Source organism: Desulfosporosinus sp. I2 (assembly GCF_000960765.1).
In the GTDB taxonomy this organism is placed as follows: domain Bacteria; phylum Bacillota; class Desulfitobacteriia; order Desulfitobacteriales; family Desulfitobacteriaceae; genus Desulfosporosinus.
Window position 1 is genome coordinate 1 of record NZ_JYNH01000147.1, and the last position, 11,661, is coordinate 11,661.

Annotated in this window: 14 protein-coding genes; all 14 read right to left on the reverse strand. The window is 40.6% G+C overall.

What is annotated here, in order from left to right; all coding sequences use genetic code 11:
• Window positions 1-614 precede the first annotated feature (614 nt).
• A complete protein-coding gene (locus tag UF75_RS21535) occupies window positions 615-1,148 on the reverse strand; it encodes a hypothetical protein (protein WP_045576613.1) in 534 nt (177 codons plus the stop codon).
• Between the two features lie 175 nt (window positions 1,149-1,323).
• Complete coding sequence (locus UF75_RS21540; RefSeq protein ID WP_045576614.1) at window positions 1,324-1,764, reverse strand: DUF3795 domain-containing protein; 441 nt, start codon at window positions 1,762-1,764, stop codon at window positions 1,324-1,326.
• Between the two features lie 48 nt (window positions 1,765-1,812).
• On the reverse strand, window positions 1,813-2,283 hold the full coding sequence (locus tag UF75_RS21545) for a PaaI family thioesterase (RefSeq protein WP_045576615.1): 471 nt from the start codon (window positions 2,281-2,283) through the stop codon (window positions 1,813-1,815).
• 102 nt (window positions 2,284-2,385) lie between these two features.
• The gene (locus UF75_RS21550; RefSeq protein WP_242860376.1) at window positions 2,386-2,955 is read right to left on the reverse strand and encodes an AraC family transcriptional regulator; all 570 of its coding nucleotides are present in this window, start codon (window positions 2,953-2,955) and stop codon (window positions 2,386-2,388) included.
• Between the two features lie 162 nt (window positions 2,956-3,117).
• Complete coding sequence (recQ, locus tag UF75_RS21555) at window positions 3,118-5,298, reverse strand: DNA helicase RecQ (protein ID WP_045576616.1); 2,181 nt, start codon at window positions 5,296-5,298, stop codon at window positions 3,118-3,120.
• Between the two features lie 115 nt (window positions 5,299-5,413).
• Complete coding sequence (locus tag UF75_RS21560) at window positions 5,414-6,088, reverse strand: protein-L-isoaspartate(D-aspartate) O-methyltransferase (RefSeq protein ID WP_082075276.1); 675 nt, start codon at window positions 6,086-6,088, stop codon at window positions 5,414-5,416.
• A gap of 251 nt (window positions 6,089-6,339) precedes the next feature.
• Window positions 6,340-6,450 carry a DUF4309 domain-containing protein gene (locus UF75_RS31115; protein ID WP_348983086.1) on the reverse strand — a complete coding sequence of 37 codons (111 nt, stop codon included), beginning with the start codon at window positions 6,448-6,450 and terminating at the stop codon, window positions 6,340-6,342.
• On the reverse strand, window positions 6,441-6,839 hold the full coding sequence (locus tag UF75_RS21565; protein WP_156146555.1) for a hypothetical protein: 399 nt from the start codon (window positions 6,837-6,839) through the stop codon (window positions 6,441-6,443). Before UF75_RS21565 ends, UF75_RS31115 begins: the two co-directional genes overlap by 10 nt.
• Window positions 6,840-6,857: 18 nt before the next feature.
• On the reverse strand, window positions 6,858-7,550 hold the full coding sequence (locus UF75_RS21570; protein WP_045576618.1) for a 4Fe-4S dicluster domain-containing protein: 693 nt from the start codon (window positions 7,548-7,550) through the stop codon (window positions 6,858-6,860).
• A 69-nt stretch (window positions 7,551-7,619) separates the two neighbouring features.
• Window positions 7,620-8,174 (reverse strand): cob(I)yrinic acid a,c-diamide adenosyltransferase, encoded by a 555-nt coding sequence (locus UF75_RS21575; protein WP_045576619.1) that lies wholly within the window; start codon window positions 8,172-8,174, stop codon window positions 7,620-7,622.
• A gap of 337 nt (window positions 8,175-8,511) precedes the next feature.
• The gene (locus UF75_RS21580) at window positions 8,512-9,189 is read right to left on the reverse strand and encodes a corrinoid protein (protein WP_045576620.1); all 678 of its coding nucleotides are present in this window, start codon (window positions 9,187-9,189) and stop codon (window positions 8,512-8,514) included.
• 88 nt (window positions 9,190-9,277) lie between these two features.
• Complete coding sequence (locus UF75_RS21585; RefSeq protein WP_045576621.1) at window positions 9,278-10,054, reverse strand: helix-turn-helix transcriptional regulator; 777 nt, start codon at window positions 10,052-10,054, stop codon at window positions 9,278-9,280.
• A 95-nt stretch (window positions 10,055-10,149) separates the two neighbouring features.
• Window positions 10,150-10,482, reverse strand: coding sequence for a hypothetical protein (locus UF75_RS21590; RefSeq protein WP_045576622.1), 333 nt, complete (start codon window positions 10,480-10,482; stop codon window positions 10,150-10,152).
• 51 nt (window positions 10,483-10,533) lie between these two features.
• Window positions 10,534-11,295 (reverse strand): B12-binding domain-containing protein, encoded by a 762-nt coding sequence (locus UF75_RS21595; protein WP_045576623.1) that lies wholly within the window; start codon window positions 11,293-11,295, stop codon window positions 10,534-10,536.
• Between the last annotated feature and the right edge of the window lie 366 nt (window positions 11,296-11,661).

Below are 11,661 nucleotides of genomic sequence, written 5' to 3' on the forward strand. Positions count from 1 at the left end.
GTTATTCAAACTTCTTAACTTGAAGAAGATGATTCGCTCATGATTTATTTTGAAACTCTTGTGAGTTTCTCTCATTGGCTGTCCTTGTTGTTTAGTTTTCAAAGACCATGACTCGAACAGGGATGTTCGAGATTAGAGCAGCGCCATGGATGGCTAGCTGCCGTGACGGTCTGGGTGTCACCGGAGCCAAGGATGGCGGGAGGTGACCAAAGACCATAATCTTTTTGGCTGTTTAGGCCGGAATTACATATTAGCATTTTCAACTCTCGTTGTCAATAACTAATTTTCATTTGTTTTGATCAATTCGCTTAAAGCCTTAACTTCTTGCAGTTTCGATCGTAGTGCGTTTTGTGGCACTCAGTTATAATACCACTTTCAGCATATGCTGTCAACAACTATTTTAACGATTATTGCTCTCGGGTTCTACTCGGTGGAGCAACGCTTTTTATAGTATCATTGACCTGAAAATATGTCAACCATTTTCCTCTTTCATTTTATTTATGGTTATATTTATAGTTTTATTTATTCTGTCTTCTTTCCTTCACCCTTCTCTCGTACAGCGCTCGTCGTTACATTAGCTCTATCGATCTATGATTTATGTATATACTTTCAACTTATGTTGTTACCTTGTCCTTGTTGGGGAAAAATAAAACCAAGCTCAAGCTTAATGCTGCCACAACGAGCAAACCCCAAAAAACAAAGTTTAGAGAAGTCGCTAATGCCAATGTCATCATATTTAGAACATCATTGGGTAACGCACCACGCTTAATTGGGTCAAGTAAAACATTGATTACATTTACATTTAAGGTATCACCACTTAAGCCCCTCAAATAATTTGTAAGCTTAATGTTTAAAACTCCACCTAGAAGAGCGGCACCCATTGTACTCCCTAAGATATTCATAAACATGTTAGAAGCTGTGGCCACTCCGCGCAACGTCGCTAAATTCGAAACCACAATCAATGGGTCTTGCCAAATCTGCAGAGGCATAATGGGTTCATCAGCACGTCTTTCCTGTAAGACAAACATAATAACTCCGATTAAGAATACGGCTACTAAACTAATAACTGGGGCAGAAATCCACGACCAAACAGTTCCAGCTTGAATGAACACAATCATCAAGGAACTAATTGAAATAAAAATTAACATCGATCCAATATGATCGATTTCATGTTCTTGTTTTTGAATTGTTTCTTCAAGGAAAAACTAAATTCCGCTTAGTCATAATATTGGAATATTTTTTGATATCTATAATAATCGCAACCTTTTATAATTTGATAGCCATCGAATTAATATTAGCATATATTTTGTCATAGACTTGCTGTTAATATCTGGGCAATTTACTTTGTTCCAGATAATAATTCTCAACGCCTATTTCCTTCATTCGATTGTTTCGCTCCAGCCATCTTTCTCTGGTCTTGCCTTCAAATTGTTTGTCACATGGATATTCGTTGCATGCAAAACAAAAATCCACACCATGTTGTCGATGACAAGTTTTGGCATGGCATTCGATAGGGCACCGTAAATTATCACTCCGGCAACCACCACAAGCTCCTTGGGCAAAGTGCTGTAGAAATTCGAGAAATATAGGATATTCATTGAAGAGGGGGTTATTTACCGACTTCAGACTTGCCACTCGTTCATAACCTCTAAGCAGATATGCCAGTCTCGCACTTAAACTCTTGATTTCGCCATTTTCATAGTCCGCGCATCTTGTACAATCCAATCCACAAACAGCTAATTCAGTTCTAGTCGCACTATTCATTTTTTTATTCCCTCTCTCTTCTAATTATCACACAGAGTTTCAAAGTTCTTAACCCTCGGCGACTCCGGGACGACCTTGAAGCGTCATCATAGTTGCTGTCATTGTGGCAACCAATTTAGGCTCTTCTGAACCTAGAGCAAAAACTTCGCCTGAGCAAACAGTTATAGTCCGCCCCGGCTTGACTACCATCCCTCTGGCTACAAACCTTTCGCCCTTCGCTGGGGCAAGAAGATTAACCTTAAATTCAACTGTCAGGACCGAAGCGCCGCCAGGCATTAGACTAAAGGCCGCATAACCGCAGGCGCTATCAACGATGGTTGTTATGATGCCCGCATGCAGGAAACCGTGTTGTTGGGTAAGATTATCACGAAACAGAATTGAAATCTCAACTTCACCCGGAAGGACCTTAACGAGTTCCGCACCGATTAGATTCATTACCGATTGCTGGGCAAAACTTGATTGAACACGGTTTGCAAAATCTGGGGTTTGTGGGGTAAAACCACTTTTTGATTCCGCCATATTGCTCACACCTTTCTTATATATTTCACAACTTACATGGCTTGTCCACTTCATGAAAAAAGCTGATTATAAGTAGTACTGTCTTTTGTAAACTATTCCTCCCTAAGTTAGCGAGGACATATATTCAAATGCTGTTATTCCATATATGCTTTTAAAATGCTTATTTAAATGTGTTAAATCAACAAAACCACATTCTGCTACTGCCGAATAAACATCTTTGTTTTTTTCTATTAACTGCTTTGCAAGTTCTAACCTGCAGTTTACAAAATATTGATATGACGAAATTCCAGTACCGGCTTTAAACATTCTGATAAACTTAAATTTTGAAATATCAAGTTCTCTACAAATGTCATCAAGTCTTAGTACATATTCCAGGCTGGAATGAATCATATCCTTTGCTTTTCTGGTTAGATCATTATCCTTCCTGTAACTCATAAAAAGATTGGGCTGGGTAAAGCTATCGGCAAGAGATAAAAGCAATTCACAGCACAATGCTTCAGCTTTTCCACCTAATATTGCACAAGAAAGATTTAGTATTCTTTGTTGAAGCCTGTAATTATACACAATTGGAGAAGAGAAGCGGACTATATCCTTCTTTTCAAGAATCTCTAAAAACAGTTTCGGCTCAATATATACCATAACATAATCAATACCTGTCTTATCATGTGCCATACCGTCATGCGGCTATTCCGGATTAAAAAGCATAACACCATTTTGATATGATGATTGTAGACTGCCATCTAAGATATACTGCTGAATACCTCGCAGTTTCAACTCCAAAATGGAACCCCTTACTTTCTGTAAGTGAGGGTCTTGAAAACTCAAGAGTATCTTTTATAATTTATGCTTCTCTAAAACCGCCCGTATTGTAAACCATTCCACCTCGTCGGACAGAAGATCCTTAATCGGTCTTAATTTTCCGCTTCCTACTTTTCCTACAGCCTCTAGAATGAGCGATTCATGTTCAAAAGGAATAAAGTCATCCCAGGGCACTTCATGACCCTCCTGAAAACATCGTACCAGATGATCCTGAACTGTGAGGATAGTCATATTCCTAACTTTAGCAATATCCTTTAAGGAGTATCCTTGTTGATAGAGTTGAAAAGTTTGAATATGGCTGGAAATTTTACCTTTAGAACGTTTTTCAGAATTAGAAATTCCCAATGAACGGTCGCAGTCTGCTTGAATATCTAAAGGCTCAGAAGGTTGGGATTGGGATTTCGCAATTGAAATACCCTGCTCATCTCCGAGGAAATTCCGAATTTCCTCTAAAAACTGATCTCCGTATTTTTCCAACTTCCGTTCCCCAACCCCACTAATCCGAATCAGCGTGCGCTTATCTTTAGGACATACCTGGGCCATTTCTCTTAAGGTCGTGTCAGCAAAAATCATATATGGGGGCAAGTTTTCCTGGAGAGCCAGTTTTCTGCGAAGCACACGCAAAGAATCAAATAGACTAATCTCTTCCACTTTTTCGTTGGAAGACTTACGGGATATTCTTTGTGTAACCTTTACCTCCCCTTTTAAAACGGATAGTGCTATAGGCAGTAAGCCGACAACCGGGTATTCACTACTCGATAATTGCAAATAGTTTTCCGCCACTAAATAATTAATACGATCTTTAATTTCTTGGAGTGGGACTTTGCTCATAATTCCATGTGTGGAAAGTTCATCAAAGCGGAGTTCAAGGATCTTTGCTTTGCGTGATCCTTTTAACACCTCTGCCACCATTCCTATTCCAAAACGTTCCCGCATCCGATAAATGCAGGAAAAGATTTTCTGAGCCTCCACTGTAATATCAATCATTTCACGATCATCATTACAATTACTACAGTTGCCACATTTTTCTTGAACGTTTTCTTCATTAAAGTATTCCAAAATCGTCTTGCGCAAACAACGTGGGGTATGACAATATTCGACCATCCCTTGAAGTTTCTTGAACTCATTCATTTTTCGTTCAGGTTGAAAGACACTCTGTTCAATTAAATAACGTTGTAACACGACATCTTGGGAGGAAAACAGCAATAAACATTCTCCAGGGTCTCCATCCCTGCCAGCACGTCCAGCCTCTTGATAGTACGCTTCCATATTTTTCGGCATATTGTAATGGATTACATATCGAACATTCGATTTGTCAATTCCCATTCCAAACGCATTGGTAGCTACCATAACCGTTCTTTCATCAAAGAGAAACTCTTCTTGGCTCTTTTGGCGATCCTCGTCATTCATCCCCGCGTGGTATTTTCCGGCTTTAAGACCATTTTTAACGAGAAACTCTTGCAGGCTATCTACCTCTTTACGTGTTCCAGCATAAATAATACCTGACTGGTTCGCATTCTTTTGTACATACTCTAAAACGAAAACCCTCTTATTTTCCCCACGTAATGTAAAAAAGGTAAGGTTCGGACGATCAAAACCTGTGACAAAGATGTTTGGTTGTTCTAACTCTAATAGACGGACAATGTCCGATTGCACCCCTTCAGTTGCCGTCGCCGTGAAAGCTCCGATCAACGGCTTCTTTGGTAGTGATTTGATGAAGGGACCAAGCTGAAGGTAACTCGGTCTAAAATCATGTCCCCACTGAGAGACACAGTGGGCTTCGTCGATCGCCAAAAAGGAAATGTTCAGAGACTCTAGCAGAACACGGAAACTCTCCGATTCTAATCGTTCAGGCGCAACATACAATAGCTTAAATTCCCCATCAGCTGCCCGGTTAATCCGTGCTCGAACTTCATTAGGAGAAAGCGAACTGTTAATAAAAGTAGCTGGAACCCCATATTCTAGCAGAGCATCCACCTGGTCTTTCATGAGAGAAATTAGTGGGGAAATGACAAGAGTGGTTCCTTTAAATAACAGCGAAGGAATCTGATAGGCCAAGGACTTCCCTGCCCCTGTTGGCATGATTGCTAAAGTATCCGTACCCTGGAGTAAACTTTCAATCACCTTTTGTTGGCCATCCCGGAATTGAGTATATCCGAAATACCTTTTCAAGATCTCCAAGGCCTTTTCCATCATAATAAGAACAACTCCTTAAGTTAACTAACTTATTAGCTGTCCTTATTATAACAAAAAAATAACCCGTTAAGCGTTTTTTAAAGCCAAACCCGGTTAAGATTCTTACTTCCAAAGGCTAACTCCAACCCTTAGTACCAATAAGAGGAACAAAACGCACCGACCCCAAATCTTCTTCCAACAATTCTTGATTTAATGTTTTCTTAATGCGCAGTAAATGTTGATCTTCCTTATTACCTACTGGTATAACTAAGCGCCCCTCCGGAGCTAATTGTCTGATTAAGGAATCAGGTATCTCAGGGCCTCCTGCCGTTACCAAAATAGCATCATAGGGTGCTTTTTCTGACCACCCAAGCGTGCCATCCCCCACTCGCACTTCAATATTATCATAGCCCTGAATATTAAATCGTTCCTTTGCAAGTTGGGCGAGTATACTATGACGTTCGATGGTATAGATTCTTAAAGCTATTCGGGAAAGTATCGCAGCTGAATAACCAGAACCCGTTCCTATTTCCAAGACTTTGTCGCTCGCTTTTAAATCTAAAGCTTGAGCCATAAGGGCTACAATATATGGCTGACTAATTGTTTGCCCAGCCTCTATTTCTAGTGCGCTGTCATAATAGGCGAACGCTTGTTTATCTTGCTTTACATACCTGTGTCGCGGAACCGTGAGCATACTATTGATCACAGCCTCATTAGTAATGTCTCGACTCTTGAGTTGCGTTTGAACCATCCATTCACATTCCGCTTGTCGACCATCAAAACAATCTTTCGTACTATAATTTTGGGTCAATTTTCTCAACCTCACTAGTTTTTTATAAAATTTCAAACCCCGGCTCAATAAGTGGGGTTGCTTCATAAACTTCAATAGGTAGTCAGATACTTTATGTATCATAAAGTCTTTATGTTCAAGCTATCTTTCAACGATTTACTTTATCAGTTTCCCCGAAATATATAAAATTAACAATATGCATAAAGAATATGTCACAACGATTGATACTACTTATGATAAATATAAATATTGAGATTATCGACCATGCGATCTTATAGAAGAGACCTAAAGACAAAAAGAACATTATAGTGATCCATCACTGGATTAGGGTTATCCTTTGTCGGTTGAGGGAATACCAATTCGATTTTGAATTCTAGGTCCACGCAGGATCTCTCAAAGAAATTATCGGGCCCGTTTCGACAACTGTTTCGTAATCGACAACGGAAACTTTAGAACGGACCTTCAGCTTAGATTGACATTCTTCCAGAATTCTCAAGCTATCCTCTGAGTCGCATACTGGAAGTTTCTTGATTTTAAATAGTAGTAATAAATTGATAAGCAGAAGATAGGAAGAAATCGCGCTGACTCCTATCATCCAAGCGAGAGCTGAAGTATGCCAATTAAGCCATGTTTTTGCGGACGCAACTGGAGTCGGTTGCAGATTTTTTGGCCCAGTCAACGATTCCGGCCTGCTATTTGCAGTATTATCAGTCTGAATCTCAGTCGTTGAATCTGCTTTACTGGGCATTGATAATTGTGGTAATTCAATCACCTGTCAACTGGTAAATAATTAAAGACCACGCCAACAGACCTTAATACAGTTACCGCAGGCTAGTTCGCCGATAGTGATTCGGTTATTCTCGAGCTGTTGCGCACAGGAGACGATGTCTATCATCGTTTCGTAATTAGTGCCTCTACTCCACTCTTTTCCAGAAATCGCACCAGCCGGACATGCTCGAACACAGGCGATGCAGTGTCCGCACTGTCCATGGATATATGGTTTTCCAGTAGCCCAGTAAGGAGCATTGGTTAAGACTGTTGCCCAACTGAGCCTAGGTCCGTGATAGGGATTAATCAACAATCCGCTCTTACCTATCCAACCTAGCCCTGCACAGGTTGCAGCTGTCTTATGAGGAAAAAGGGGGTGGATCCTAGAAATCAATCGGTCCCGTTGTTTGCTGGTGTCAGTGGGGATCTTCAGGAAGCGCCAACCATCATCCCTGAGCTGTTTAGAGATCTTTTTCTGGATATACTCAAACCTCTGTTCTATTTCCAAAAAACGGTATTCATAGATCTGGTCTTCAGCCTTCTGTTCAGGATGAATTAGAGCGAGGGAGATCGCCGTGGATAGACCTTTTAAGTCAGGAGGCAAACCATCACTGACATCCCCTATGCCTACGATCTCGCACCCCCATTCCTTAATTTTTTTCAATAAGCTGGCTGGATCCAGTTTATCCTGGGCTAGATTCTCCTGTTGGCTCACACGCCAACACCTCACTCTCCCCAAATAATCCCCTATCTAATTGCCATAGGGATTTCATAGCATATCCTATTAGTATTCAATCCCTCTACGGCTTGGTACCCCTTGGAGATAGGGATGTTTACAAGCTTTTAACTCCCACCAAGAATCGGCAAACTCGAAAATTTCCTCTGGCATTCGACGTCCGGTTAAAATCCAATGAGGATAACTGTCCTTTATTAACCCTAGAAGTATTTGCAAGTCTAAAAAACCATAATTAAGGGGGTAGCTTATCTCATCTAAAATAATAACATCGTATTCCTTTTTTTGAAGAACTTCCGCGATATAGTTCAAGGCTTCTTGAACCAGTTTAAGCGCAACTTCTGGGTCACGGTTGATCTGAAAACATTCGCCACAATTCGTGCAGTGTTTCAAACCACAACGTATCATACCAGCCCAACGGCACCCAACTCCAAATTGGATTAGTGGAATTCCCAAACGATATAGCCCTGTTAGTTCTCCACTATAAGTGCTGCCTTTAAGGAATTGAATCATCAGGATCTTCTTATCAGTTGCTAAAGAGAATAAAGCCTCTCCTAAAGCAGAAGTAGTCTTACCCTTGCCATCACCAGTATAGACAGTAATCATAGTCAGAACTCTCCTTTGACATAGAATTTTAAATTTCTTTGCAACAACAGGAAACTAGCTTCTTTAAACTTAAAAAGTTCCATACAAATACCACTCGAGAGGAACGGTGCCTTAGTATTATAGAAACATAGCTTCTAGGGAATAAGTCCATATTTTAACAATCGCTAGTGATTCAGCTGATTTATTAGTATTTTAAATTTATATTTGCAATAAAGTTGATGTTTATTATCAGTATCATACGCACGTTTGAGAGAACATTCTCCCTTTCCCGCATATCGTTGGAGATTTACTTTTACAAATTCAGATCGGACCATCTCAACTTGTCCTCTATGTACACTCACGTTTTTTGATTTAAGCAACGAATTATTTTAATAGCCTCTTTTACTGCATGAGCTGCATCCCTGCCAAAACTATCCGCTCCCCATCGAGCTGCTAAAGTCTCATTAAGGGGAGCACCTCCGACCAAAATCTTAAGATTGGGAAAGCGTTCTTTCAGTTTACGGATTGCATGTTTAATTTCGAGTGCCGTAGTAGACATCATGGACGAAAGACAAATAATATCAGCATTACGCTTTTCTTGCTCCTTGATGAAATATTCTAACGGGACATCTCGGCCCAAATCCCAGACAGTAAAGCCCGCGATGTCAAACATCATACGTACAATATTTTTGCCAATGTCGTGAATGTCTCCAGACACTACACCAATAATAACTTGTCCCTTCTCTTGATGTAGAACTTCCTGTTCTTGCACCTTTAGATGAGGTCGCAACAATTCCAACCCAGCGTACAAGGCGTCTGCACAGAGAAGCATTTCCGGTACGAAGTATTCCCCTTCCTCGTAAAGACGACCTACTTCTTCCATTCCTGCCACTAGCCCTTCAAAAATACAGCGATAGATATCGTACTGCCCTTCAATTGCATAATGACAGATTTTCTCAACTTCCTGAATATCAAAACTGATTACAGCTTGATGTAGACAGGCAAGGATTTCATTTTCTTCCGGTTTTTGAGCCAAGGAAATTCTCCTTTCCCTGCGAAAATATAGCTATGGCCATGATTTTCATACGCAATAGACTAGAATATTACAGTGGACTCACCGGACATCATCGTAATAGGTTACTGTGACGCTTGAAAAACTCTATATAGCTAAAGAGATATTTTACCTCACCGCTGTCAAAATCGCTGATTATTCGCAGCACTGCCTGAACGGTAGAATCACTGAGCAAGTCCAGAACACCGGGACTTAAAGAGGAAAGCAGCTCCTCCAGATCTTCCTTCTCTATCCATATGTAAGAAAGCGCTATTCCTATAGCTCCTGCTATTGCTTCCAGAGTTTCAAAGGAAGGCGTCGTAAGGTCATTTTCAATTTGACTTATCAATCCTGGTGAGACTCCGGCTTTATCTGCTAAGGCGGTAACTGTCAATCCCTGTGCTTCGCGAATAGAGCGAAGACGATCGCTAAGCTTATATTTCTTTTTCCCTTTACTAAGTAAATAACTAATATTAACATTAAGAGCATCGCAAAGCTTTTGTATGTCTGCTAAGCCCAACTTCCTGTTGCCTTCCTCGTATTCAGTTATGGCGTTAATCGGCAAATCGCTGATTTCCGCCAGTTCTTCAATAGTGAGTCCGCGGGCGATCCGAATCTGGTGAATACGGTTACCCTCATCCTGGGATCTAGGCAAATTTTCCTCAACCAAGTAGGAAACGGGTACGTTGACAGCTACACTTAACCTATTAAGAACGTTAATGGATGCCTTTTTTGCACCACGTTCGATACTGCTCAAAAACGAAGGAGAAATGCTAGCCTTTTCTGCAAGTTTAGTAAGCGTTAACCCTCGCTCTTTACGAAATTCCCTGATTTTACTACCGTAGCTCATGAACAGACACCTTCCTCCTAAGGCTAAAACGGCCGTCTTTTCAGTTTGTTAGTCTCCTTCAATCCAAAACAGAGATCCGGCTAGTTCAATCGGTTTTAAACTAGTTTATTGTCAAACTTGTGGATTCGGATTTCAACGTCTTTGGGAACTGCGGCGCCAATCTCCACTTGGATAGCCTTGATGATAGCACACGGGACAGGGCAATCGGTATGCTTTATATGTTCTCCTGCCGATTGGTAAATTACAGATTCAGTAATTTTATCAAATATGCCCTTTTTCCAGTCTAGTTCAGCAATATCCTTGTTCATACTCCTTAACATCGTACAGGCTGAAATAATCCTAACCTTAACGGTGGTTTGTCCACCGGACTGAACTTGAATTACACTTGTGAAACCACAGGCACCTGCGAAGACCTTAACCTTCGTCAAATGTTATTTCCTCCTCCATTATCCTAGGAGTCTTTTTCAGATTCACACAAATTACCCATTATATTTTTTCCTTAACTCCAACCAACTTTTACCCGCCAGAGCGTCTTCAGCCATTTGTGGGGCCTGGGCTGCGTCCGCGCCATAAATCCCAAATTGAAAACTCGTTACAAAGTCTGCTGTGACTCCACCACCACCACCACAGACAAAAGGCAATTCTAACCCCCGATGGCTTAACTCCTGAGAAATTCGTTCAAACGCGTTCATGGTTAAAGTTAGCCCAGCCGTTCCGGTTAACATGATCGGATGATATTTTTCCACAGCTACCAAAACCTCTTCAACCGGAACATCTTTGCCAAGATCTATGACTTCGAAGCCACTGGCCCGAAGTAAGGCATTAACAATTTTTTGACCTAAATCATGCAGATCTCCATCTGCTGTATGGGTAACAACCACAGCTTTTTTCTTATAAGAATGACCCATCTTCGCTTCGCAAATTTCGATACCAATTTGCATGGTATCAGAAGCGGCTAATGTTTGGGGAAGATAGTAAATCCGTTCTCTCCAGAGATAACCAACCTCTTCCATACCCCTGATCAAGCCCTCCCTAATCACTTCTAGTGGCGTGTGCTGAGTTAGTGCTTGTTGGACAACGTCTGAAATAGTTTCATTTTCACCTGCTATTACCGTATCTATAACCACTTGTAAGCTACTACGTGGTAACTTAGTTTTACTTCCCTTTGCTTTGAAATCCTTATGTAAAGCATTTAAGTCATAACGAACAAATATATTAGAAAATTCTTGATTAGGTTTCACATACACGCCCCCTCTGTCTATTAATCATCAACCCCAATGTGTTCTAAACATAATAAGATAGAATTTTAATAATACTTATATCGAGGTGCATTTAGTGTAAAGATAAATTCGAATCAAGGCCTAACTTTCGTGGGCAGTAAAACAATGATTAATAATCTGCTGTTGCCATAATGGACATACCATAATCTAGTTCTATAGTTCTATGGTACTGAATAGTTCTTGGAACAGGTTAATACTAACTTATGCTTGTGTTCTGACGTAATTTACGGTACAAAGTGTTACGCCCAATACCCAAGATCTTAGAAGCTTGGCTAACATTGTCATTGCACATGGTTAAGGTTTGGCGAATCATGTCGGCTTCGTATT